Genomic DNA, 24048 nt, shown 5'->3' with positions numbered 1-24048 from the left:
CCCCTACTCCCACCCCCTCCGGCAAACGCGCGCGCATTCGCCATCCGCGCGCACAATCGCATCCCGACCTGTACCTATTCCCCGCGCACCTGACAAACGCGCGCGCATTCGCGGGCCGATGCCGACGCTGAGTCCGCATCGATGGAGACGACCGTCGACAGGAATTAGGCGTGCACGGCGACAGGATTGTCGGCGGCGACCTTCGCATCTTTCGGATTCGCGAGGACCGTCTCGGCGGAGCGTCCACGGAGGGTTACTGCATCACCGAATTCCCAAAGGTGCGCCTCGTCGTCCGCGGCACCGTCGACTGCCGTTTTGGAGGCCAGGATCGCTCCTGGAGCGTTCTTCGCCAGTTCGGACAGGCGGGCGGCCTCGTTCACCGGGTCTCCGATGACCGTGTACTCGAATCGGGACTTCGCACCGACGTTGCCGGCCACGGCGCGACCTGCTGCGACACCGACAGCGGCACTGCATTCGGGTACTTCGACCAGCAGCCGTCGGGCAATTGCTCGGGCTGCGGCCAACGCTGAGCCGCAGTGGTCGGCGATTTCGTTCGGGGCACCGAAGATGGCCAGCGCCGCGTCGCCCTCGAATTTGTTGATGAAGCCGCCGTGTTCGTCGACCTCGTCGACGACTACTGCAAAGAATCGGTTGAGTAGGTCCACGACCTCGGTGGGGGGCCGGGATGCCGCCAGCTCCGTCGAACCTACGAGGTCGATGAAGAACACAGCTATGTCGCGTTCCTGGCCTCCGAGTTCGCTGTCGGACTGCAACGCCTTCTCAGCAACTTCGTGTCCGACATGTCTGCCGAACAGGTCGCGGATCTTCTCCCGATCGCGCACTCCGTCGGCCATCCGGTTGAACCCACTCTGCAGTTCCCCGAGCTCGGTGCCGTCGTACACCGCGAGACGGACATTCATGTTGCCCTTCTCCACCTCTGCCATGCCGGCCCGCACGTTGTTGATGGGGGAGGTGGTGGCGAAGCCGCCGAGCACGGTCAATGCGAAACCGAAGACGATGGTGATTCCGCCCAGAGCGAGGATGGACACGGCGAGTTGATTGGCACTCGTCTCGGGTCGGAGGAAGCGGAAAACCGCGATCATCATGAGTCCGGAGACCGGAACGCCGGTTCCCAACAACCACGACAGGATGGAGCGACCCATGACACCGGCGATACGGATTCGACGTGGGTCACCCGCCTCGAGTGCCCGGGCCGCGATGGGGCGAAGCGCGAACTCACTGAGCAGGTAGCTGAACGCACAGACGACGGTGCCGCCCGCGGCGATCGTGAACGCAACTTTGGGTATCGCCTGAGGATCGATGATGCCGTCGATCGTGGTCAACAGAATCAACGCGCCGATCCAGAGCGCTATCTGCATGCGCGTCAGGCGCCACGGCATCGCGAGAGTCGCCACCTGCTCGGATCGAGTGGGTTGGCGATCCTCGATGCCCCACCGCAGGCTGCTCAGCGCGCTCGTGGTGCCCCAGACGACGCCGACCAGGAATGCGAGAAAGACGTACACGGGGACGACGATGAAGTTCACCCACCAATAGCGATCCATCTCCAGAACGTCTGGTCCGGGAACGACGACGCTGATCAGAACGCCCACGATGACTGCGCCGATCAGGTTCGACAGGACCAAGAAGACGGTCAGCAGCAGCTGAATTCGGATCCGTCGTCGACGTGGCGACTCGGAGGTGTCGCCGAGCAGTCGGGAACCAAGGGGAGCGGCAGATCGTCTCAATTGCGGCATGGTCGTCACAGACTAACGGGGCACCTGCCTTAAGGTGGTCGAGTGCGTCTAGTTATTGCTCGTTGCCAAGTCGACTACGTCGGCCGCCTCACCGCACACCTCCCGTCGGCTCGGCGTCTACTCCTCGTCAAGTCCGACGGATCGGTCAGCGTGCACGCGGACGACAGGGCCTACAAGCCGCTCAACTGGATGTCTCCGCCCTGCTGGACGGTCGAGACCACCGAGGGCGAGACGATCAAGTGGGTCGTCACCAACAAGGCCGGCGAGGAACTTCGCATCACCATCGACGACGTGGAGCTCGACTCGAGTCACGAGCTCGGCATCGATCCCGGTTTGGTGAAAGACGGTGTGGAGGCACATCTTCAGGAGTTGTTGGCCGAGCACGTCAGCACCTTGGGTGACGGATACACGCTCGTCCGACGCGAATACATGACGGCCATCGGTCCGGTGGACCTACTGTGCCGCAACGCCGATGGCGGAACTGTGGCCGTCGAGATCAAGCGACGTGGTGAGATCGACGGCGTCGAACAGCTGACTCGGTATCTGGAGCTGCTCAATCGTGATCCGCTGCTGGCTCCGGTCAGCGGAGTGTTCGCTGCGCAAGTCATCAAGCCTCAGGCGAAGACGTTGGCCACCGATCGCGGTATTCGTTGTCTCACACTCGACTACGACGTCCTCCGGGGAACCGACAGTACCGAGTTCCGTCTTTTCTGACGACTGTCGGCACGAATCGGACTGTTCTCTACACTGGACGGGTGCCTCGTCGTAATCAACCCCGCCGACCGACTCGGAGCGGCCCGAGTGACCTCGGTCCGGCGACCGACTCCGTGTTGGGCGGCAACCGGGTCGAGGTCGGTCCGGACGGTGACACGTACACCACGCGGATGGTTCCGGGTGCCAAGGCCGTGAAGACCTACCGATGCCCCGGCTGTGATCACGAGGTGCGGCCGGGCGTCGCACACATCGTCGCGTGGCCGTCGGACGATTTCGGCGGTGCCGACAATCGCAGACACTGGCATACCGGATGTTGGTCCGGCCGAAACACGCGAGGCCTCACCCGCAGATGGTCGTAGCGGGGGAGGCCAGGCGGGGGATCTGCTGAATCAGGATGCCGAGTCGGCCGATTCCTTCTCGGCCTCGGCTTTCGCGGCTGCCTTCTCTTCTTCCTTCTTCAGGATGGCCGTCGGGTCGGGATTGTCGAGCAGTTCGCTCTCGCGATTGACCGAGGCGAGCATCGCCGGAACCGAATCGAGCTGGCCCCGAATTCCGAGCAACTGTGCCAGTACGCGACTGCGGAGCACCCGCAGCTCCTCGGCCAGTTCTTTGGAGTGCGCGATGCGACGCTCGGCCTGCTCACTCGCGGACTGAAGCCGTCGAGCAGATTCGGTGGTTGCTTCCTCGATCCGGCGAGCAGCATCGGCCTTGCTGGACGCTTCGAGTTCCTCGAGGGCGGTGAGCACCTTGGTGCGACGCTCGGCCATCGTGATCTCGAAGTCTTCCTGGACCTTGGCTCGCTTGGCCTCGGATTCGGCAGCCAACTTGTCGCGCTCGGCCTGCGCGGCCTCGACCACTCGAGCTGCTTCGGTACGGGCCTGAGCCATGGTCTGCTGGTGTTCGGCTTCGAGTGCCGTTCGGCGCTCTTCGAGTTCGGCCACCAGTGACTCGTGCCGGCCGCGAAGCCGGGCACTCTCTTGCTGCGCAACGGAGATCATTTCCTCGGACTCCGAATGCGCCTTGGCACGTACTTCGGATGCCTCGTCCGAGGCCAGCCGCAGCATCCGTGAGATCCGATCGCTCATCCCCTCCGCTGTGGTGGGCGGAACCGACAGCCGATCGATGTCCTTGCGCAGTTCGTCGATCTCGTCACGAGCGTCGTCGAGTTGCTTGGCCAGATCACGAGCCTGGGCTGCGGCCGCATCACGGTCAGCGGTTGTCAGCCGGAGCTCGGCGTCGAACCGCTCGAAGTAATTGGTGACTTCGTCGCGATCGAACCCCTTCCGGACGATGGAAAAGGGAAGTTGCACCGTGGAAGTGCGCTCATGATCGATGGCCATGGCCGTCAATTTACCGGTGAGTCAAGTGGAGAGCCATACGGCTGATTCACAGAGTTGGATCAGTGCGCGTCGGGGTTCGGTTCGACAAGTTCGATGAGCACGCCACCGGCGTCCTTCGGATGGACGAAGTTGATCCGAGAATCGGCGGTGCCCCGGCGTGGGGCGTCGTACAGCAACCGAACGCCGCGAGCGCGCAGCTCGGTCGAGATCTCTTCGATGTCGGTGACGCGGTAGGCCAACTGCTGCAGTCCCGGGCCGTTGCGTCCGATGAACTTGGCGATGGTGGACGACTCGTCGATCGGCGCGAGCAACTGCAGTGCAGCGGACTTCTCGGTGGCTCCGGGGAAGGAGAGCATCGCCTCGCGAACGCCCTGCTCCTCGTTGATCTCCTCGTGCACCGCAACCATGCCGAGGTGGTCGGTGTACCAGGCGATAGCGGCGTCGAGATCGGGCACCGCGACACCCACGTGATCGATAGCCGTCACCAGATCGGAGCGCAGTGGAGCTCCCGTGTAAGACTGCGTGCTGGAGGTCATGGCCATGACGTTAGCGCCAGCTACGTTTCGGTGCTCCGCCCGGCCGGTATCGGCAGGGGGCGTCGGAGCGTTGATCTCGACAAGGCCGTCTTCATACTTTCGGAGGAAATCGTGACCACAACAGTCATCGTCGCCGGCGCTCGCACGCCCGTGGGACGTTTTTCGGGTGCCCTGAAGGACTTCTCGGGATCGGACCTCGGCGGAATCGCCATCAAGGGTGCACTCGACAAGGCCGGTGTCGCGCCGGATCAGGTCGACTACGTCATCATGGGCCAGGTTCTCACCGCTGGTGCCGGCCAGATTCCGGCCCGTCAGGCTGCGGTTGCTGCTGGTATCCCGATGACCGTGCCTGCACTGACGATCAACAAGGTGTGCCTGTCCGGAGTCGACGCCATCGCACTGGCCGACCAGCTGATCCGCGCCGGTGAATTCGAGATCGTCGTCGCAGGCGGTCAGGAGTCGATGACCCAGGCACCGCACATGCTCGAGAAGTCGCGGGCCGGATTCAAGTACGGCGATGTCACCATGCGTGATCACCTCGCCTACGACGGGCTGTACGACATCTTCACCGATCAGGCCATGGGTGCACTGACCGAGCAGCGCAACCAGAGCACCGAGGTCATCACTCGCGAGGAGCAGGACACCTTCGCCGCCGCGTCGCATCAGAAAGCTGCTGCGGCCTGGAAGAACGGCGTCTTCGACAACGAGGTGGTCCCGGTGTCGATTCCGCAGCGCAAGGGTGAGCCGATCCAGTTCACCGCAGACGAAGGCATTCGCGCCGACACCACCGTCGACTCCCTCGGCAAGCTCCGCCCCGCCTTCGACAAGGCAGGCACCGTCACCGCCGGCTCGGCGTCGCAGATTTCCGACGGTGCCGCCGCCGTCGTGGTGATGAGCAAGGAGAAGGCCGAGTCGCTCGGACTGACCTGGCTCGCCGAGATCGGCGCGCACGGAGTGGTGGCCGGTCCGGACTCCACACTGCAGTCGCAGCCTGCTCGCGCGATCGCCAAGGCGTGCGAGAAGGAAGGCATCGACCCGAAGGACCTCGACGTCGTCGAGATCAACGAGGCGTTCGCAGCGGTCGGAATTGCGTCGACCCGCGAACTCGGCATCGACTCCGAGATCGTCAACGTCAACGGCGGAGCGATCTCAATCGGACATCCCCTCGGCATGTCCGGCGCTCGCATCGCCTTGCATCTGGCTCTCGAGCTGCAGCGACGCGGCGGCGGAGTGGGCGCGGCCGCACTGTGCGGCGGCGGTGGACAGGGCGACGCCCTCATCGTTCGGGTACCCAAGAAATAGCGCGTCGGTGGCTCTGGTCGTTGGTGAGACCAGAGCCACTACGTTCTGTCGTAGCAAAACGGGCACAATAGCGGGCATGACCAACTTCTTCGACCTGAGCAGCACGGCCAAACGTTTCCGTTTGATCGCTGTGCTCGAAGCGTTCACCTGGCTGGGCCTGCTGATCGGGATGGCGTTCAAGTACATCCCCGCCGACGGCAACGAGATCGGCGTGAAGATCTTCGGACCGATCCACGGTGGTGTGTTCGTGGTGTATCTGGCCGTCGCCGTGTTGACGGCAGTGAAGCTCAAGTGGGACGTCAAGGCAACCTTGCTGGCGCTCGTTGCGGCGTTTCCCCCGTTCGGCACCGTCGTCTTCGAGATCTGGGCCGCGCGTACCGGCCGTCTCGCCGAGCTGAGCACCGGCCGGCCCGCCGCCGACGCGAAGGTTCTGTCCTGACCGCCCGCCAGTGGATGACGCATCGTGTTAGTGACAAACTGTAGGGCGTGACTCGACCCGGTTCCCGTCCTCCCGCCCGCCCGTCAGCCGTCGTTCCCGCATCCATTGCCGGTGCCGTCGACCTGTCCGTTCTCAAGGACCGTCCGGCACCTGCACCTGCACCTGCGGCCGAATCCGGGGGCGACGCGGGAGGTCTGGCACCGATCGTCGACGTGACTGCGGCTACGTTCGAGGCCGAGGTTCTGCAGCGGTCGACGCAGGTACCGGTGATCGTCGACCTGGGTTCGGCGCGTTCGCCGCAGTCCCAGGCGTTGACGCGTCAGCTCGGACAGCTGGCCGTGGAAGCCGCGGGTACATGGGTGCTCGCGCGGGTCGACGTGGACTCCAATCCGCAGATCGCGCAGGCGTTCGGTGTGAAAGCCATTCCGACGGTGGTTGCCGTTGCAGCCGGCCAGCCCCTCGCCGACTTCGAGGGAACGCAGTCGGACGAGCAGCTGCGTCAGTGGCTACAAGCGGTCGAGCAGGCGACTGCGGGAAAGCTCACCGGGCCTCCCGGGGCGGCCGCTGCCGAACCGGAACCCGAGATCGAGGATCCGCGGATCGTCGCAGCCGAAGAAGCCATCGACGACGGCGATTTCGACAAGGCAGAAGCTGCCTATCAGGCCATCATCGACGCCGAACCGAAGAACACCGAGGCCGTCGCGGCGCTGCGTCAGGTCAAGTTCCTGGCGCGGGTGCAGAACCTGGCACCGGACGCGATTGCAATCGCCGACGCCGACGCCGGAAACGTGCAGGCTCGGATCGATGCAGCGGACGCCGAGATGGCCGGTCAGCAACCGGAACAGGCCTTCGCTCGTCTGATCGACGGGATCAGGATCAGCGCAGGCGACGACCGCACTGCGCTGCGCACCCGTCTGCTCGAGCTGTTCGAGTTGTTCGACTCGGCCGATCCTCTTGTGGTCTCCGCGCGGCGCAAACTCGCGTCCGCCCTGTACTGACAGCGGTACTCAGCTGTAGCGCGCGTCGCACCGATCCTTGCCGCCGAGAACTCCCGAACGGAACGCATCGACTCGGGAGAAGCCGGACGGCAGCGTCGTACCGTTGACGTCGCTGGCGGCGAGGCCGTCGTTGAGCAGTCCGGACACGGCTTCGTCGAGATCGCCGGGGGAGAGCCAGACTTCGAGGTCCGTCGTTCCGCTCTCGACGCTCATCGCCGAGGTGATCACTCCGGACAGGCAGGCCGAGCGTAGGGCGGCCTGCGGATCGTCGAGCGTCTGGCCTGCTTCCTTCTGCACCGCGAGCGTGTAGCGCGAGGCGAACAGTACGTAGGCGCTGTAGTCGCCGGAAACGTTGAGCGGCAAGATGTCTCCGCGTCGGGGAGTCTCGGGCATTCCCTGCTCGGCGAGGCCCTCGACGTCGACACCGATGGTGTTGGTCGCCGGGCAGTACGACACCGGTGCGGTGGCCTCTGCGTCGGAGCATCCGGTGGCCGAACCGGAGTAGTCGACGGTCGGCGGATCGGCGACGGGCAACACCTTCTCGAAGGATCGGGTGAAGGCACCGAGGGAATCCTCGGTCACCGGTAGCTCACCGGAGTCGTCGGGGTCGCTGAACTTCTGCGGCAACGATGCTCGACGCGAATCGATTTCGGCCTCATCGATGCCGGTGCAGGCCGCCGCGCCGTCGGTGAAGCCGATCTGAACGGCGGTGACGCGCTCGAATGCCGAGCCGTGCACCGATTCGGGATCGTTGGGATCGACGTCGCGCACGGCGACCGTCGCGGCGAGTACGCCGTTGAGTCCGTCCGAGGTGTTGATCGTGAAGTGCGGCGCATCGTCTTCGGCGACGTGGCGGATGAACGCACCGGCGAAACAGTCGGCCTGTTGCTCGGCCACGATGGTCGGGGTGTCGTCGCCGACGAGCCCCGACTGATGCTGAATGGCGTGGCCGTATTCGTGGGCGATCACCATCACGACCGACATCGGTCCGAACGCGTCGACCAGAGCCGGGAGCAGAATGGTCCGATCCCACCCGATCGAATCGTCACGGGTGCAGTAGGCGGCGTTGGGGATACCGCCGGTTCGGTCTCCGCAGAATCTGATACCCGATCCCTCGTCCTCGGACGCGTCCCACGAGACGACATTCGAGACCGGGGTGAACGACCCCTTGAACAAGCTGGAGTACTGCTCGGCCCAGAACTGTTGGATGTCGTCGATCGCGTTGGTGGCGAGAATGTCCGAATCGGTGCCCTCGGCGTTCTCCACCTCGATCGTCGAATCGGGGACTCCCGGACGCGGCCCGCTCGGTCCGCTCGTGACCGGGAGTCCTGCGACGGTGAACGGGTTCTCGTAGATCGATACCGCGTTCCCGCCGACGGTCTGCGCGCACGAGGTCAGCAGGAGCAACCCTGCAGTGGCGGCCGCGGCCAGTAGTCGGGGTGTGCGGCCGCCACTCATCTATCGCTCCAGTTTTATCCAGATCGCCCCGTTGGCGGGTAGTGCGACCTGGCCTGACGCCGGTCGACCGTGCCACGAGTGCGATGTTGCCGTCACTTCACCCAGGTTGCCCACGCCGGAGCCCCCGTACTCCGTTGCGTCGGTGTTGAGGATCTCTGTCCAACGGCCGGGTTCCGGTAGTCCCACACGATAGCTGCCGTGCTCGTTTCCGGAGAAGTTGAAAATACACGCGATGACCGAACCGTCGGATCCGTACCGCAGAAAGCTCAGCACATTGTTCTCGGTGTCGTTGGCGTCGATCCACGAGTATCCACTCGGCGACGTGTCGAGCGTCCACAGTGCCGGGTGGGACTTGTACGTCGAGTTGAGATCGGACACAAGGGTTTTGACGCCGTTGTGCAGAGGTTCCTCGTCGATCTGGTACCAGTCGAGGCCACGCTCCTCGGACCACTCACGGGTCTGCCCGAACTCCTGTCCCATGAACAGCAGTTGCTTACCGGGGTGCGCCCACATGTAGGCGAGCATGCCGCGCATGCCGGCAGCCTTGGCGTAATCGTCGCCTGGCATTCGCGTCCACAATGTGCCCTTGCCGTGCACCACCTCGTCGTGGCTGATGGGGAGAAGGTAGTTCTCACTCCACGCATAGACCAGAGAAAAGGTGATCTCGTGGTGGTGGTAACTGCGATGAATGGGATCACGCCCGAGGAAGCCGAGGGTGTCGTGCATCCAGCCCATGTTCCACTTCATGTTGAACCCGAGTCCGCCGACGTTCGTCGGGCGGGTGACGCCGGGCCATGCCGTCGACTCCTCGGCCACGGTGACGACGCCGCGGTGCTTCTTGTGCACCGTTGCGTTCATCTCCTGCAGGAAGGTCACGGCCTCGAGGTTCTCGCGGCCACCGTAGATGTTCGGCGACCAGCCGCCCTCGGGGCGAGAGTAATCCAGGTACAGCATCGACGCGACGGCATCGACGCGCAGTCCGTCGATGTGGAACTCGTCGATCCAGTACAGCGCGTTCGCGACCAGGAAGTTGCGCACTTCACGGCGCCCGAAGTCGAACACCAAAGTGCCCCAGTCGAGTTGCTCGCCGCGCTGCGGGTCGCCGTGCTCGTACAGTGGGCCGCCGTCGAACCGGGCCAGGGCCCATTCGTCCTTGGGGAAGTGCGCGGGAACCCAATCGACGATGACGCCGATTCCGGCACCGTGGAGGTGGTCGACGAAGTAACGGAAATCGTCGGGGCTGCCGAAGCGCGATGTCGGTGCGTAGTACGACGTCACCTGGTAACCCCAGGACCCGCCGAACGGGTGCTCGGCGACCGGGAGCAGCTCCACGTGGGTGAAGCCGGTTTCGGTGATGTATTCGGCCAACTGCTCGGCGAGCTCGCGGTACCCCAAGCCCGGTCGCCAGGACGCCAGGTGGATCTCGTACACACTCATCGGTGCCTGCGTCGGCTCGATGCCGGCCCGGGTGTCGAGCCAGGACTCGTCGTTCCAGGTGTACGAGGACGCGGTGACGACCGAGGCCGTCGACGGTGGGATCTCGGTGGCGAAGGCCATCGGGTCGGCCTTGTCCTTGACCGAACCGTCGGCACCGTGGACGCGGAACTTGTACAGTGCGCCCGGCGCGATGTCGGGAACGAAGAGCTCCCACACACCGGTCGAGCCCAGTACGCGCATGGGCCAGCTGCGGCCGGTCCAGCCGTCGAAGTCGCCGACGAGGGTGACGCCCTGCGCTGCGGGGGCCCAGACCGCGAACGAGGTGCCGGTTACGGCACCGTCCGGAGTTGCATACGACTGTTGGTGCGCGCCGAGAATGTCCCACAGACGCTCGTGCCTGCCCTCGCCGAACAGGTGCAGATCGAGTTCGCCGAGAGTGGGCAGGAAGCGGTATCCGTCGGCGGATTCGGAGACGTGTCCGCCGGGCCACGTCACCACGAGGCGGTAGTCGATCAGGTCCTCGAACGGGAGCAGGGCCGAGAAGACTCCGTGCGCGACGTGGGTCAGTTCGTGGTCGACGCCACCGACGCGGGCGACGACCTTCTCGGCGTCGGGCTTGAGGGCGCGGATCGCCGTTCCGCCCGGCACCGGGTGGGCACCGAGGACGGAATGCGGGTTGTAGTGCCGCCCGGCAGCGATGAGGTCGAGATCGTTGTCGGACGGGGCTGCGACGGTGTCTTCGGGTGTTCTCGGATTCTCGGTCACGTTGAATCCACTCACTTTCGGTTGCCGCGGTAGGCCAGTTCGATACGAGCCGGGTACGGGATGTGGGGGAGCGTGAAGATGTGCGCCACCGACGTCCAGGGCTCGAGCCTGACGAAATTGGTGTGGCCCCAGTCGTAGTGGACGCCGCTCACTTCGTCCTTGATCGTGAGGGTGTCCTGCCAGTCGTGGCCGAGGGCAGGCATGTCCAGGTGGATGGTGCCTTCTTCGGCACCGAAGGGATTGAGGTTGATCACCACCAGGATCGAGTCACCGGTCTGCGGGTCGAACTTGGAATATCCGATCAGCGCCTCGTTGTCGATGGTGTGGAAGTGGATGTTGCGGAGCTGCTGCAACGCCGGATGCGCACGCCGAATCGCGTTCAGCGTGGTGATCCAGGGCTCGAGCGACTCGCCGCGGGCCAGCGCACCCTCGAAATCGCGTGGGCGCAACTGGTACTTCTCCGAGTCCAGGTATTCCTCGCTGCCCTCTCGCACGGCCTGGTGCTCGAACAGCTCGTAGCCCGAGTAGACGCCCCAGGTGGGTGCCATCGTCGCCGCGAGAGCTGCTCGGAGAGCGAACATTCCGGGTCCGCCGTGTTGCAGGCTCTCGTGCAGGATGTCCGGGGTGTTGACGAACAGGTTCGGCCGCGCGTCGTCGGCGCGTCGAGCATGCTCCTCGGCGAACTCGGTCAGCTCCCACTTGGCGGTACGCCAGGTGAAGTACGTGTACGACTGCGTGAAGCCGCGCTGCGCCAGCCCGTACATGCGCACCGGTCGAGTGAACGCCTCGGCGAGGAACAGCACGTCCGGATCGGTCTTCTTGACCTCGGCGATGAGCCATTCCCAGAAATCCGGCGGCTTGGTGTGTGGGTTGTCGACTCGGAAGACCTTGACCCCGAGAGAGATCCAGTATCGGACCACGCGCAGCACTTCTTCGTAGATGCCACGTCGGTCGTTGTCGAAGTTGACCGGGTAGATGTCCTGGTACTTCTTCGGCGGATTCTCGGCATAGGCGATCGTGCCGTCCGGTAAGACCGTGAACCACTCGGAATGTGTTGCAGCCCAGGGATGGTCGGGAGCAGCCTGAAGGGCGAGATCGAGGGCCACTTCCAGGTGGTGCTCCTGTGCGGCGGCGACGAACGCGCGAAAATCGTCCTCGGTGCCCAGTTCCGGATGGATGGCGTCGTGCCCGCCGTCCTCGGAGCCGATGGCCCACGGCGATCCGACGTCCTCGGGACCGGGGGTCAACGTGTTGTTCGGGCCCTTGCGGTTGATGGTGCCGATGGGGTGGATCGGCGGCAGGTAGACGATGTCGAATCCCATCCGCTCGATGCGGGGCAACTGCTCGATCGACGTCGCGAACGTGCCGTGTCGAGGAGAGCCGTCCTCGTTCCATCCACCGGTGGACCGAGGGAAGAACTCGTACCACGCACCGTTGAGGGCGAGATTGCGATCGACCCACACGTTGACCGCGCGAGAACGAGTCACCAGTTCGCGCAGCGGGTGAGCGAACAGCAACTCGGCGACCGACGACGCGAACGCGGAGGAGACCCGGGCAGGCAGCGGGCGATCGGTGTCGCGCAACGCGGCCGCGACATCGGCCAGCATCTGCCTGCTCTCGGCAGGAACACCGGTGGCAGCCCGCAGGAACAGCCGCGCCCCGATCTCGAGATCGTTCGCGAGCTCGTGAGCACTCTGGCCCACTCCGAGCTTGGCTTCGACGGCATGGCGCCAGGTGCTGATCGGATCGCTCCACGCTTCGATGCGGCAGATCCAGTAACCCGGCCGAGAGGGGACGAACACCGCGTCGAACGTGTCGGGTTCGCGGCCCGGTGTCATCGGGATGCGTTCGAGTTTGCCTCCCGGTCCGCGCACCGACAGTGTCGCGGCCACCGCGTCGTGACCCTCGCGCCAGACGTCGGCGGAGACTGGAAACGTCTCGCCCACCACCGCTTTCGCGGGGTACTTCCCGGTCGTCGTATCTGGAAGGACATTGTCGATACCAAGTCGACCTGTCACTTCACACTCCATTCTTCGCTAGAGGTATGGCTGCGCGGGCGCAACCTCTGATCGAACCGATATTGGTGTGCTTCTATTCGTCAACCGTAATGCAGCAATGCAGATGGCGCGTGCGCCGACGCATACTGCCCGTGACGGGCACCGCGGAGCAGATTTCGTGCAAGCCGCCCATCGACACAGGTGTCCGTGGGTAGGGTTCGACCCTGTGAAAGCTTTGCGCCGATTCACCGTCCGAGCCCACCTTCCCGCCCGCTTGAATGCCCTCGCCGAGCTCTCGACAAACCTCAGGTGGTCGTGGCACTCGTCGACGCAGGATCTGTTCGAGCACATCGATCCACTGTTGTGGACCGAACTCGAGCGCGATCCGGTGGCCGTACTGGGAGCCGTCGCACCGGCGCGGCTCGAGGAACTCGCGGCCGACGAGCGCTTTCTGGCCGAGCTGGACGCCGCCGAGGCGGATCTGCACGACTACCTCGCCCGTCCGCTCTGGTACCAGAACGAACTGGCCGAGGGACGTGCTCTGCCGTCGGGCATCGGGTATTTCTCGATGGAGTTCGGCGTCACCGAGGTGCTGCCCAACTACTCCGGCGGCCTCGGGATTCTGGCCGGCGACCACCTCAAGGCTGCCTCCGACCTGGGACTGCCGTTGATCGGTGTCGGGTTGCTCTACCGCTCGGGGTACTTTCGCCAATCGCTGACGGCCGACGGCTGGCAGGCCGAACGCTATCCGTCACTCGACCCGCACGGTCTGCCGCTGCGATTGCTCACCGACGACGGCGACTCACCGGTGCTCATCCACGTGTCTATGCCCGGATCTCGGGTTCTGCGGGCACGGGTGTGGATCGCCCAGGTGGGACGCGTCCCGCTGCTGCTGCTCGATTCCGACATCGCCGACAACGACCCGGAGCTGCGCGGGGTCACCGACCGGTTGTACGGCGGCGACCAGGACCACCGCATCAAGCAGGAGATACTCGCCGGTATCGGCGGCGTTCGAGCGATCCGGGCCTACACCCGTGCGCACGGACTGCCCGATCCCGAGGTGTTCCACATGAACGAGGGCCATGCCGGGTTCCTGGGCGTAGAACGCATCCGCGAACTCGTCACCTCGGGCACCCTGGACTTCGACGCGGCGCTGGCGGCGGTGCGGGCCGGCACCGTCTTCACCACCCACACCCCTGTCCCCGCCGGCATCGACCGGTTTCCGGCCGATCTGGTGCGGCACTACTTCGGTAGTGCGGACGGCGGCGCGGACTCGGCGCTGCTGCCGGGTCTGCCGATGGATCGAATCCTCGCCCTCGGCGGCGAGAGCGACGCGTCGGTGTTCAACATGGCGCACATGGGGTTGCGTCTGGGGCAACGCGCGAACGGTGTGTCGAAGCTGCACGGCATCGTCAGCCGCGAGATGTTCAACGACCTGTGGCGGGGATTCGACGCATCCGAGGTGCCTATCGGATCGGTCACCAACGGCGTCCACGCTCCGACGTGGTCTGCTCGGGAATGGGCAGAGGGGGAGCCGGGGCCGCTGTCCTCGGATCAGGTGTGGTCCACACGCAACGCCCTGCGCGCGCAACTGGTCGACGAGGTACGGCGCCGGGTACGGCGCTCGGCTCTCGAACGCGGCTCGACCGAGGCCGAGATCAGTTGGACAGCAAACGTTTTCGATCCGAACGTGCTCACCGTCGGCTTTGCGCGACGGGTGCCGACCTACAAGCGTCTGACCCTGATGCTCCGCGAACCCGAGCGACTGCGCGCCATGTTGCTGGACCCGGTTCGTCCGGTCCAGTTGGTGGTCGCGGGCAAGTCGCACCCCGCCGACGACGGTGGAAAGGCGCTGATCCAGCAGATCGTCAGGTTCGCCGATCAGGCCGACGTACGGCACCGCATCGTGTTCCTGCCCGACTACGACATGTCCATGGCGCGATTCCTGTACTGGGGATGCGATGTGTGGCTGAACAATCCGTTGCGACCGCTCGAAGCGTGCGGCACCTCGGGCATGAAGTCCGCGCTCAACGGCGGCCTGAACCTCTCGATCCGCGACGGGTGGTGGGACGAGATGTACGACGGCGAGAACGGCTGGGCCATTCCCACCGCGGACGGCGTCACCGACGACAACCGCCGCGACGATCTCGAAGCCGCTGCACTCTACGAACTACTCGAACAGGCAGTGCTACCCAAGTTCTACGACCGCGGGGACGACGGTGTGCCGAGCCGCTGGATCGAAATGGTGCGGCACACGCTCGAGCAGTTGGGCCCGAAAGTGCTGGCGTCGAGAATGGTTCAGGACTACACGCTGGGCTACTACGCGCCCGCAGCGGAATCCGCCCGCGCGGCATCGGCCGATGATCACCGCGGTGCCACGGATGTCGCGTCGTACCGCCGCCGCGTCGAACAGGCGTGGGGCGCAGTGAAAGTCACCCGCGTCGACAGTGAGGGTCTGCCGGACACTCCGGTGATCGGTGCTGAGCTCTCGCTGCGCGCCAACGTCGATCTCGGCGGCTTGGACGCGTCGGACGTGGTGGTGCAGGCGGTCGTGGGACGCGTCGACGAGGACGAGAACCTCACCGACATTCGCACGACGGCCATGACGCACGTGGGAACCGACGGCGGCGAGCACGTGTACGCGGGCGAGACGCGGCTCCCGCACAGCGGCACGGTGGGATACACGGTGCGGGTGCTACCTCATCACCACGGTCTGGCCTCGGATGCCGAGCTGGGTCTGGTGGCGACGCCCTAAGGAACAGCTACTTTCCGGCCAGACGGGTGAGGGCCTTGCGGACCACCTCCGGGTCCGAGGTCTCCCAGAACGGCGGCAGCGAGGCGCGCAGGTAGCCGCCGTAGCGGGCGGTCGCAAGGCGCGAATCGAGAACGGCGACAACACCTTTGTCGTCGACGCTACGGAGCAGCCGACCGACGCCCTGCGCCAGCAGCAGGGCCGCGTGATTGGCGGCGACCGCGAGAAAGCCGTTGCCGCCACGTGATTCAACGGCCTGCTGCCTGGCCACCAGTAGCGGATCGTCGGGCCGCGGGAACGGAATGCGGTCCAGGATCACCAGACTCAACGACGGGCCGGGGACGTCGACGCCCTGCCACAGCGACAGCGTCCCGAACAGGGAGGTGGCCTCGTCGTCGGCGAACTTCTGCACCAGTGCGCCGGTGGAATCGTCGCCCTGGCACAGGATCGGCGTATCGAGGCGCTCCCGCATCTCCTCGGCGGCGGCCTTGGCGGCGCGCATGGACGAGAAGAGTCCGAGCGTTCGGCCGCCTGCGGCGCTGACCAGCGACTCGATCTCGTCGAGGGAGGACTTCGAGAGACCGTCACGTCCGGGAGGCGACAGATGCTTGGCGATGTACATGATGCCGGCCCTGGCGTGGTCGAACGGCGACCCGACGTCGAGCGAATTCCACCTGATCGACCCGGTGTCGGACGGCGGTTCCACGCCCGATGCCATCGCGGTGTCACTGCGCGACGGCTTCTCTGCGGGAAGCCCCCAGTTGACGGCCAACCCGTCGAACGATCCGCCGACGGTCAAGGTCGCGGAGGTGAGCACCACGGTGGACTCGGCGAACAGGCGCGCTCGGAGCAGTCCGCCCACCGACAGCGGGGCGATGCGGACGGTGCGTTTGACGTTGCCGCGGAAATCGTCGACGGCATGCCAGACCACGTCCTTGCGTTTGGCCGGGTCGGGTTCGTCGAACGCCGTGAGGACGCGCACGGCACTGTCGTGCACCTCGTCGATCGCGACGAGTGCGGCGCTGCGAGCCGCGGCAGCCTCGGGATCGCTGGCCGCCATGCCCTGCTTGTTGGGGCCGATCGCGGTGCGGACCGCCCAGGCGGCGTCGCGAATGGAGGCGAGCGCGGGGCCGACGCCGTCGGGCAGAGACTGCCAGCGGCTCGGGGGTAGCTCGTCCAGAATCGCGGCCCAGTTCTCGGCGGCTCCTTCGAGCTGATCGACCGTCTCTTCTTCGATCAACTTCGCGCTACGGCGCGCCGCGGCGGTGACGGTCGCGGCCGACAGCTCCTCGGTGGCAACGCCGGTCACTCGGTCGACCAATTCGTGGGCCTCGTCGACGACCACGACATCGTGCTCGGGCAGGATCTGAATTCCGGTGATCGCGTCGATCGCGAGCAGGGCGTGATTGGTCACCACGACGTCGACCTGGGCAGCCTCGGTGCGCGCGCGCTCGGCGAAGCAGTCCTCGCCGACGGGGCAGCGGGACTTGCCCAGGCATTCGCGGGCAGTGACGCTGACCTGACGCCAGGCCTGATCGCTGACCCCGGGCACGACGTCGTCGCGGTCGCCGGTCTCGGTCTCGGACGACCACTTCGTCAGCCGTACCACCTCGCGTCCCATCCGCGAGACGGCGAACGGGTCGAACAGTTCCGCATCCGGTGCCTCTTGCGCAGCCCCGGTGTGGATCTTGTTCATGCACAGATAGTTGTTGCGGCCCTTGAGGATTGCGAACTTCGGGCGGCGGCCGACGGCCTCGGTCAAGGCGTCGGACAGGCGCGGTAGATCGCGGTCGACCAGCTGCCGCTGCAGCGCGATGGTGGCCGTGGAGACGATGACGGTCTTGCCGGATTCCACCGCGTGCCGAATGCTGGGAACGAGGTACGCGAGGGACTTGCCGGTTCCGGTGCCTGCCTGCACCGCGAGATGCTCCCCGGTATCGATCGAGTGCGCCACCGCCGAGGCCATCGTCAGCTGATTGCTGCGTTCCTTGCCTCCGAGGGAGTGCACCGCGACCTGCAGGAGAGCGGGAACGGTTGGCAACTCGGTCTTCGACGGCACCGAAGCAGACTACTGCCGATCGCCCACCCGGTTCGGTACCGACACCGCTGTCACCCCTCGACGAAGCGAGTGGGTATGGCCGGTTCGCCCTGGGACAGCTTCAAGCCCTCCCACGGGAGGCTGACCAGGCGTCGGGCCAGCAGGTCACGGCCGTCGGCGAGTGTCGGTAGGTCGGCGACTCGTTCTCCGCCGCGGACCAACGGCGTGGTCAACGTCTCCACCGTCAGATCGCTCTCGACGGTCGGGGGAGCGTCGAACGGGTGCACGATCTCCTCGACTGCGGTGCCGGTGCGGCGCGCGGTACGCAGCGCCGCCTTGGTGCCACCGCGAGACTCCTTGTGGCTGCTGCGCTTGGCGACGGGAATGCCGTCGACGGTGACCAGCTTGTAGACCATGCCCGCCGTCGGTGCGCCGGAACCGGTGACGAGCGAGGTGCCGACGCCGTAGGAGTCGACCGGCTCGGCGCGCAATGCGGCGATGGCGTATTCGTCGAGGTCACCCGAGACGACGATTTTGGTCTTCGGCGCACCGAGGGCATCCAATTGGTCGCGTACCTGCCGCGCGAGTACACCGAGGTCGCCCGAGTCGATGCGCACACCGCCGAGTTCGGGGCCGGCCACCTCGATGGCGTTGGCGACGCCCTGGGTGATGTCGTAGGTGTCGACGAGCAGGGTGGTGCCCACACCGAGCGCACGCACCTGAGCCGCGAATGCGGACCGTTCGTCCGGGCCGTCGGCGGTGGTGTGCAGCAGCGTGAAGGCGTGCGCCGACGTACCCGCTCCGGGGACGCCGTGGCGTCGGACGGCTTCGAGGTTGGACGTCGCGGTGAACCCGGCGAGGTATGCCGCGCGTGAGGCGGCGACAGCTGCTTCCTCGTGGGTGCGCCGCGATCCCATCTCGATGATCGGGCGAGATTTCGCGGAGGTGACCATCCGGGCTGCAGCGGACGCGATGGCGCTGTCGTGGTTGAGGATCGAGAGCACCACGGTCTCGAGAACGACGCACTCGGCGAACGTGCCGCGGACCGTCAGAACGGGGGAGCCGGGGAAGTACAGCTCGCCCTCGCGATAACCGTCGATGTCGCCGGTGAAGCGGTAGTTGCGCAGCCACTCGACGGTGTCTGCGTCGAGAAAATCGGCCACGATGCGTAGCTCGTCCGGGCCGAACCGAAAGCGCGCGATGGCGTCGAGTATCCGGCCGGTGCCCGCGAGAACCCCGTACCGGCGGCCTGCGGGCAACCTGCGCGCGAAGACCTCGAAGCTGCAGACACGATCTGCGTTGCCGCTGGCCAGAGCGGCCGACAGCATCGTGTACTCGTACTGATCGGTCAGCAGCGCGGTACTGACGTCGTCGGTGAAAATCGCGTGATCTGTGGTCGCGTCGTTGCTCACCTCGCCCACACTACGAGCGAAGGGGCGAGCGTGTGACGCTGGCCCGACACGCCGTACCCTGTGGACATGCCTTGGTTGACGGTGGATGGAACGCTTCTGCCCGTGGACGGCTTCTCGGCAGGTGGGGTCGTCGCCGCGTCACCGCAAGCGGTTCCGGCCCAGACCGAGGCCGTCGCTGCCGACGAATCCCACGACACCCCCTGGGTCACCATCGTGTGGGACGACCCGGTCAACCTGATGCATTACGTCACCTACGTCTTCCAGAAGCTCTTCGGTTACAGCAAGGCCAAGGCCACCGAGCTGATGATGCAGGTGCATTCCGAAGGCAAGGCCGTGGTGTCGAGCGGTGAGCGCGACGCGATGGAGAACGATGTTCGACGGCTGCACGCGGCGGGTCTGTGGGCCACCATGCAGCAGGACAAGTAGAAGCTCACCCCTCTTCGTCAGACAGGACATCAGCAACAGTGCGCACGTGGACGAGACGGAATTCGCTGTCCGGGGTCAAGATCAAGTCCGAGATCGATGCTCGTGAGGCCGCCGTACTCCGTTCGCTGGTCGGCTCGGTTCTCGGATTGCTGCGCGACCGTTCCGCCGCTGCGCCCACCGACGAACTCGCGGCGCTGACCGGTCTGCGTACCGGGCACAACAGCCCGCCCGAGGACGCCGCACTGGCTCGGCTGCTGCCGGACTTCCACCGCGCCGACCCCGGCCGCGACGAGGAGGACCCGGCAGACCTCAACGGTGCACTCCGCGGACTTCACGAGCCCGAGATCATCGACGAGAAGATGGCCGCAGGATCGACGATCCTGGCCACCCTTCCCGAGTCCGGTGGCAAGATCGTGCTCACCCAGGAGCAGGCGGATGCATGGTTGACTGGCCTCAACGACGTGAGGTTGGCGCTCGGCACGACGCTGGGGATCAGCGCGGATACACCCGATGTCCTCGACGAGGGCGATCCCCGCGCTCCACATCTCGACGTCTACCACTGGCTGACCTGGATGCAGGATTCACTCGTACAGGTCCTCATTCCCTAGGACGCGCGCGTGACCGCTGCTTTCCAGACTCCCGGACCGCGGGATTCCCTGACCGACGTGGCAGGTCTGCTGGTCGGTCATCATCACGAACGCGACGACGATGCCACCATGGGTTCCGGCTCGGCGACCGGCTGCACGGTGGTTCGTGCACTCGGAGGTGCGACGGCGGCCGTCGATGTTCGCGGCGGCGGGCCGGGGACTCGCGAGACCGATCTGCTCGATCCGAGCCATTCCGTCCAGCACGTCAACGCGATCCTGTTGACCGCGGGCAGTGCCTACGGACTCGCCGCGGCCGACGGCGTCATGCGGTGGCTCGAAGAGCACGGCCAGGGGATTCCGATGGGCAGTCCCGACCTCGTCGTACCGATCGTGCCGGCCGCGGTGATCTTCGATCTTCCGGTCGGTGAGTGGACTGCGCGGCCGACGGCGGAGTTCGGCTATCTCGCGGCGGCAGCAGCAGCGACCGACTTCGCGACGGGATCGGTCGGGGCAGGAGTCGGTGCCCGCGCCGGAGTGCTCAAGGGCGGTGTCGGTACAGCCAGCACGGTGATCGAGGGCGGGCCGGCCGACGGGGTCACGGTCGCGGCGCTGATGGTCGCCAATCCGGTGGGCGCAGTGTTCGATCCGCGTACCGGACTGCTGTGGGGTGTCGGCACGCTCGGGCCTGCGGCGTTCGGTATGCGCAAGCCCGACGTGAATCAGCTGTGGGCCGCGCTCGCCCTCGAACCCAAAGGCACGGCACTGAACACCACGATCGGGGTTGTCGCCACCGACGCTGCGTTGTCGTCTGCGTCGTGCAAGCGGATTGCCGTCGCCGGTCACGACGGCCTGGCGCGGGCCGTTCGACCGGCACACTCGCCGCTCGACGGCGACACGATCTTCGCCGTGTCCACCGGCACCAGACCCGTCACCGCAGAGTCCTCGGTTCCCGCCGCGTTCTCGACGGAACTACCGGTACTGGCCGCCGTCACCGAGGCCGCGGCGATCGTCGTCGAGCGGGCCATCGTCCGGGCCCTGCTCGACGCCACCTCGGTGGCCGGGATCCCTACCTACCGCCAGATCTTCCCGTCGGCGTTCGGTGGATCGGGAGCCTGAGCGCGGCTCACGCGATACCTCTGCCCGGTACCGTGGAGGGACCGAATCCGGAGGCGATCATGAGCGAGATCAGTAACCGTCCAGCCGAGCGTGAGCGGCCGGTCTGGATGCGGGCCGCGGTGCTGGTGGGAGCATTCACCGTGCTGCTGTGGGTCATCGAGTTCATCGATGTGGCCAGTGGGTCGAGGCTCGAACGCAACGGGATCCAGGCCCGCTCGGTCGAGGGGTTGTGGGGCATTCTGTTCGCGCCCGTGCTGCACGACGACTGGCAGCATCTGATCGCGAACACCGTGCCGATCGCCGTGCTCGGGTTTCTGGTGTTGCTCTCCGGACTGGCGCGTGGTCTGGCTGCCAGCGGGATCATCTGGGTGGTCGGAGGGTTCGGTACCTGGCTCACCGCCGGTTCCTATACGAACACGATCGGTGCGTCGATTCTGATCTTCGGTTTCATCGCATACCTGTTGGTGCGTGGCTTCTTCACCCGCAAACTGGGGCAGATCGCGATCGGCGTCGTGGTGTTCCTGCTGTACGGCAGCGCCCTGTGGGGCGTGCTCCCGAGTGAGCCGAACGTGTCGTGGCAGGGGCATCTGTTCGGCGCGGTGGGCGGAGTGGTTGCCGCTCGGCTGTTGTCCGCCGACGCGCGAGCCGAGAGGGCGCGCGCGAAATCGCTCGATCGGCTCACTCCGTAGGCGCGAGGTAACTGCAGACACACCTGTGGTCGTCGGTGAATTTCGCCGACTCGCGCTGTGAATACTGCCCGAACGTTTCTGGTGATGCGCTCGGCGTGGCAGCATGGCTTTCATGCGAATTACCGTCCTGGGATGTTCGGGCAGTGTGTCCGGACCCGATTCACCCGCGTCGGGCTACTTGTTGGAAGAAGAGGAGACCGCGCCGGTCGTCCTCGACTTCGGTCCCGGCATCCTCGGGGCGTTGCAGCGCTACGCCGATCCGGGAGATGTGAGCGTTCTGCTCTCGCATCTGCACGCCGATCACTGCCTGGACGTTCCGGGTCTGCTGGTGTGGCGTCGCTACCACCCCACTCCGCCGGAGGGGCGAGCGATCGTCTACGGACCCAAGGACACGGCGTTCCGGCTCGGAGTCGCCTCGGCCGAGTGCGGTGGGCAGATCGACGACATGTCCGACACCATCGACCTGCGTCGCTGGGTGGACGGACGCACCGTGGAGTTCGGGAAGTTGTCGATTCTGGCTCGGCAGGTGTTCCATCCGCCGGAGTCGTACGGCATGCGGGTCACCACTGCGCAGGGCCGTACGTTCGCGTACAGCGGAGACACGGGAATGTGCCAGGCAGTCCGGGATCTGGCGCACGGGGCCGACATGTTCCTGTGCGAGGCGTCGTGGACCGACAGTCCTGAGCGGCCCGAGGGTGTGCACCTGTCCGGCACCGAGGCGGGCCGAATCGCGCGCGAGGCAGGGGTAGGGGAGCTGCTGCTCACCCATATTCCACCGTGGACCTCACGGGAGGACGTCATCGCCGAGGCGAAAGCAGAGTTCAGCGGACCGGTGCACGCGGTTCTGCCAGGGGACGTCTTCACCGTCTGACGACGCGCTAGGCTTCGAGTCGTGTCCAGACGAGAAGACGGCAGGGCGGACGACGAGCTCCGCAACATCAAGATCACCCGCGGATTCACCAGCCACCCGGCAGGGTCGGTGCTGGTCGAATTCGGCAACACCAGGGTGATGTGCACGGCCAGCGTCGAGGAGGGCGTCCCGCGCTGGCGGAAGGGATCCGGCCTCGGTTGGCTCACCGCCGAGTACGCGATGCTCCCCGCTGCCACCCACACCCGCAACGGCCGCGAGTCCGTCAAGGGCAAGGTCGGTGGGCGCACCCAGGAAATTTCTCGCTTGGTCGGACGCTCACTGCGAGCATGCATCGACCTCGCTGCGATCGGCGAGAACACCATTGCCCTCGACTGCGATGTACTCCAGGCCGACGGCGGTACCCGCACCGCGGCCGTGACCGGTGCGTTCGTCGCGCTCAACGACGCGGTCACGTACCTGCGAGCAGCGGGGCGACTGGCCGATCCGCAGCCCATCTCGTGCATGATCGCCGCAGTCAGTGTCGGCGTCGTCGACGGCCGAGTGCGCCTCGATCTGCCCTACGAAGAAGATTCGCGCGCCGAGGTCGACATGAACGTCGTCGCCACCGATACCGGCACGTTGGTGGAAATCCAGGGAACCGGAGAGGGCGCGACCTTCCCTCGAACCACACTCGACAAGTTGCTCGACTCCGCATTCGTCGGCATCGAGAAGTTGTTCGAGGTGCAGAAGGAAGCACTGGCGTTGCCGTACCCCGGCGAACTGCCCGAGCCCGCGGCCGCGGAATCGAAGAAGAAGTTCGGTGCCTGACTCGAAGCTTCTGGTCGCGAGCCGGAACGCGAAGAAGTTGCGCGAACTCCGGCGGGTGCTCGACGCCGCCGGAGTGGCCGGAATCGAACTGGTCGGCCTCGACGAGGTGCCGCCGTTTCCGGAGGCCCCCGAGACCGGAGCGACCTTCGAGGAGAACGCACTCGCCAAGGCGCGTGATGGCGCGGCGGCCACCGGATTGCCTTGTGTGGCAGACGATTCCGGAATCGAAATCGATGCCCTGAACGCGATGCCCGGAGTGCTCTCGGCTCGCTGGTCCGGTACGCACGGGCAGGACGAGGCCAATACCGCACTGGTTCTGGCGCAATTGAGTGACACCCCTGACGAGCGTCGCGGAGCCGCATTCGTCTCGGCGTGCGCCCTGGTGATCCCCGGCGGTGCCGAGACGGTGGTCCGCGGCGAGTGGCGCGGTGTGGTGGGCCGAGAGCCGATGGGGGAGAACGGCTTCGGCTACGATCCCATCTTCGTTCCCGAGGGCGACGGCCGCAGCGCCGCGCAGCTCGGCCCCGAGGAGAAGGACGCCGCCTCGCATCGTGGCCGCGCGCTACGCACGCTCGTTCCCGCGCTCGAAGAACTGACGGGGCGGTAGCTC

21 protein-coding genes are annotated in these 24048 nt (G+C 65.9%); 13 read left to right on the top strand and 8 right to left on the bottom strand.

Going from position 1 to position 24048, the window contains the following annotated elements; genetic code table 11:
- Positions 1-164: 164 nt before the first annotated feature.
- A complete protein-coding gene (locus CH271_RS27705) occupies positions 165-1754 on the bottom strand; it encodes an adenylate/guanylate cyclase domain-containing protein (protein ID WP_094635685.1) in 1590 nt (529 codons plus the stop codon).
- 42 nt (positions 1755-1796) lie between these two features.
- Here CH271_RS27705 and nucS point away from each other — a divergent pair, with 42 nt between their 5' ends.
- Positions 1797-2468, top strand: coding sequence for an endonuclease NucS (nucS, locus tag CH271_RS27700; RefSeq protein WP_032394670.1), 672 nt, complete (start codon positions 1797-1799; stop codon positions 2466-2468).
- A 41-nt stretch (positions 2469-2509) separates the two neighbouring features.
- On the top strand, positions 2510-2827 hold the full coding sequence (locus CH271_RS27695) for an ATP/GTP-binding protein (RefSeq protein ID WP_094635630.1): 318 nt from the start codon (positions 2510-2512) through the stop codon (positions 2825-2827).
- A gap of 30 nt (positions 2828-2857) precedes the next feature.
- On the opposite strand, the gene CH271_RS27690 is transcribed toward CH271_RS27695, so the two are convergent.
- Both CH271_RS27690 and mce read right to left on the bottom strand, forming a co-directional pair.
- Positions 2858-3808 carry a hypothetical protein gene (locus CH271_RS27690; protein ID WP_037193363.1) on the bottom strand — a complete coding sequence of 317 codons (951 nt, stop codon included), beginning with the start codon at positions 3806-3808 and terminating at the stop codon, positions 2858-2860.
- 59 nt (positions 3809-3867) lie between these two features.
- A complete protein-coding gene (gene mce, locus CH271_RS27685; RefSeq protein ID WP_373453564.1) occupies positions 3868-4350 on the bottom strand; it encodes a methylmalonyl-CoA epimerase in 483 nt (160 codons plus the stop codon).
- 105 nt (positions 4351-4455) lie between these two features.
- Between mce and CH271_RS27680 the strand changes: the two genes are divergently transcribed.
- From CH271_RS27680 to CH271_RS27670, 3 genes are all read left to right on the top strand, one after another.
- On the top strand, positions 4456-5646 hold the full coding sequence (locus tag CH271_RS27680) for an acetyl-CoA C-acetyltransferase (protein WP_037193362.1): 1191 nt from the start codon (positions 4456-4458) through the stop codon (positions 5644-5646).
- Positions 5647-5713: 67 nt separating this feature from the next.
- A complete protein-coding gene (locus tag CH271_RS27675; protein WP_179274644.1) occupies positions 5714-6085 on the top strand; it encodes a DUF3817 domain-containing protein in 372 nt (123 codons plus the stop codon).
- Between the two features lie 104 nt (positions 6086-6189).
- A complete protein-coding gene (locus CH271_RS27670) occupies positions 6190-7083 on the top strand; it encodes a tetratricopeptide repeat protein (RefSeq protein ID WP_094635683.1) in 894 nt (297 codons plus the stop codon).
- Between the two features lie 9 nt (positions 7084-7092).
- Here the strand turns inward: CH271_RS27670 and CH271_RS27665 are convergent, their stop codons facing one another.
- Genes CH271_RS27665 through CH271_RS27655 form a run of 3 tightly spaced genes read right to left on the bottom strand, consistent with a single transcriptional unit; the run spans position 7093 to position 12761 of the window.
- Positions 7093-8541 (bottom strand): metallopeptidase, encoded by a 1449-nt coding sequence (locus CH271_RS27665; RefSeq protein WP_094635628.1) that lies wholly within the window; start codon positions 8539-8541, stop codon positions 7093-7095.
- Positions 8542-10743 carry a 1,4-alpha-glucan branching protein GlgB gene (gene glgB / locus CH271_RS27660; RefSeq protein WP_094635682.1) on the bottom strand — a complete coding sequence of 734 codons (2202 nt, stop codon included), beginning with the start codon at positions 10741-10743 and terminating at the stop codon, positions 8542-8544.
- Between the two features lie 11 nt (positions 10744-10754).
- On the bottom strand, positions 10755-12761 hold the full coding sequence (locus CH271_RS27655; RefSeq protein WP_094635627.1) for an alpha-1,4-glucan--maltose-1-phosphate maltosyltransferase: 2007 nt from the start codon (positions 12759-12761) through the stop codon (positions 10755-10757).
- 205 nt (positions 12762-12966) lie between these two features.
- Here CH271_RS27655 and glgP point away from each other — a divergent pair, with 205 nt between their 5' ends.
- On the top strand, positions 12967-15495 hold the full coding sequence (gene glgP / locus CH271_RS27650) for an alpha-glucan family phosphorylase (RefSeq protein WP_094635626.1): 2529 nt from the start codon (positions 12967-12969) through the stop codon (positions 15493-15495).
- 7 nt (positions 15496-15502) lie between these two features.
- On the opposite strand, the gene CH271_RS27645 is transcribed toward glgP, so the two are convergent.
- Together CH271_RS27645 and CH271_RS27640 are read right to left on the bottom strand one after the other, a co-directional pair.
- Positions 15503-17551 (bottom strand): ATP-dependent DNA helicase, encoded by a 2049-nt coding sequence (locus tag CH271_RS27645; protein WP_094635625.1) that lies wholly within the window; start codon positions 17549-17551, stop codon positions 15503-15505.
- A 50-nt stretch (positions 17552-17601) separates the two neighbouring features.
- Positions 17602-18858, bottom strand: coding sequence for a nicotinate phosphoribosyltransferase (locus CH271_RS27640; protein WP_256986576.1), 1257 nt, complete (start codon positions 18856-18858; stop codon positions 17602-17604).
- Positions 18859-19008: 150 nt separating this feature from the next.
- On the opposite strand from CH271_RS27640, the gene clpS reads away from it, so the two are divergent.
- The 7 genes from clpS (at position 19009) to rdgB (ending at position 24045) form a co-directional block, all read left to right on the top strand.
- Positions 19009-19368 (top strand): ATP-dependent Clp protease adapter ClpS, encoded by a 360-nt coding sequence (clpS, locus tag CH271_RS27635; protein WP_306437425.1) that lies wholly within the window; start codon positions 19009-19011, stop codon positions 19366-19368.
- Between the two features lie 38 nt (positions 19369-19406).
- A complete protein-coding gene (gene aosR, locus CH271_RS27630) occupies positions 19407-19976 on the top strand; it encodes an oxidative stress transcriptional regulator AosR (protein WP_037193352.1) in 570 nt (189 codons plus the stop codon).
- A gap of 9 nt (positions 19977-19985) precedes the next feature.
- A complete protein-coding gene (locus CH271_RS27625; RefSeq protein WP_037193350.1) occupies positions 19986-21071 on the top strand; it encodes a P1 family peptidase in 1086 nt (361 codons plus the stop codon).
- A 59-nt stretch (positions 21072-21130) separates the two neighbouring features.
- Positions 21131-21760 (top strand): rhomboid family intramembrane serine protease, encoded by a 630-nt coding sequence (locus tag CH271_RS27620; RefSeq protein ID WP_094635623.1) that lies wholly within the window; start codon positions 21131-21133, stop codon positions 21758-21760.
- 112 nt (positions 21761-21872) lie between these two features.
- Positions 21873-22631, top strand: a complete 759-nt coding sequence (locus CH271_RS27615) for a cyclic nucleotide-degrading phosphodiesterase (protein WP_179274635.1) — start codon at positions 21873-21875, stop codon at positions 22629-22631.
- Between the two features lie 21 nt (positions 22632-22652).
- Positions 22653-23438: a ribonuclease PH gene (gene rph, locus CH271_RS27610; protein ID WP_094635621.1), complete on the top strand. Its 786-nt coding sequence runs from the start codon at positions 22653-22655 to the stop codon at positions 23436-23438.
- Positions 23431-24045: an RdgB/HAM1 family non-canonical purine NTP pyrophosphatase gene (gene rdgB / locus CH271_RS27605; protein ID WP_094635620.1), complete on the top strand. Its 615-nt coding sequence runs from the start codon at positions 23431-23433 to the stop codon at positions 24043-24045. The genes rph and rdgB overlap by 8 nt, the downstream gene beginning before the upstream one ends.
- Positions 24046-24048: the final 3 nt, after the last annotated feature.

Source organism: Rhodococcus sp. 05-340-2 (assembly GCF_002258915.1).
In the GTDB taxonomy this organism is placed as follows: Bacteria; Actinomycetota; Actinomycetes; order Mycobacteriales; family Mycobacteriaceae; genus Rhodococcoides.
This window is presented reverse-complemented; position numbering and strand designations above follow the sequence as displayed.

What these genes read in the sequence shown, in the direction of transcription:
- CH271_RS27690 (WP_037193363.1), bottom strand. Translation starts at nt 3,808, where the DNA reads ATGGCCATCGATCATGAGCGCACTTCCACGGTGCAACTTCCCTTTTCC.
- CH271_RS27640 (WP_256986576.1), bottom strand. Translation starts at nt 18,858, where the DNA reads ATGCTGTCGGCCGCTCTGGCCAGCGGCAACGCAGATCGTGTCTGCAGC.
- CH271_RS27665 (WP_094635628.1), bottom strand. Translation starts at nt 8,541, where the DNA reads ATGAGTGGCGGCCGCACACCCCGACTACTGGCCGCGGCCGCCACTGCA.
- CH271_RS27615 (WP_179274635.1), top strand. Translation starts at nt 21,873, where the DNA reads ATGCGAATTACCGTCCTGGGATGTTCGGGCAGTGTGTCCGGACCCGAT.
- CH271_RS27620 (WP_094635623.1), top strand. Translation starts at nt 21,131, where the DNA reads ATGAGCGAGATCAGTAACCGTCCAGCCGAGCGTGAGCGGCCGGTCTGG.
- clpS (WP_306437425.1), top strand. Translation starts at nt 19,009, where the DNA reads ATGCCTTGGTTGACGGTGGATGGAACGCTTCTGCCCGTGGACGGCTTC.
- CH271_RS27705 (WP_094635685.1), bottom strand. Translation starts at nt 1,754, where the DNA reads ATGCCGCAATTGAGACGATCTGCCGCTCCCCTTGGTTCCCGACTGCTC.
- mce (WP_373453564.1), bottom strand. Translation starts at nt 4,350, where the DNA reads ATGGCCATGACCTCCAGCACGCAGTCTTACACGGGAGCTCCACTGCGC.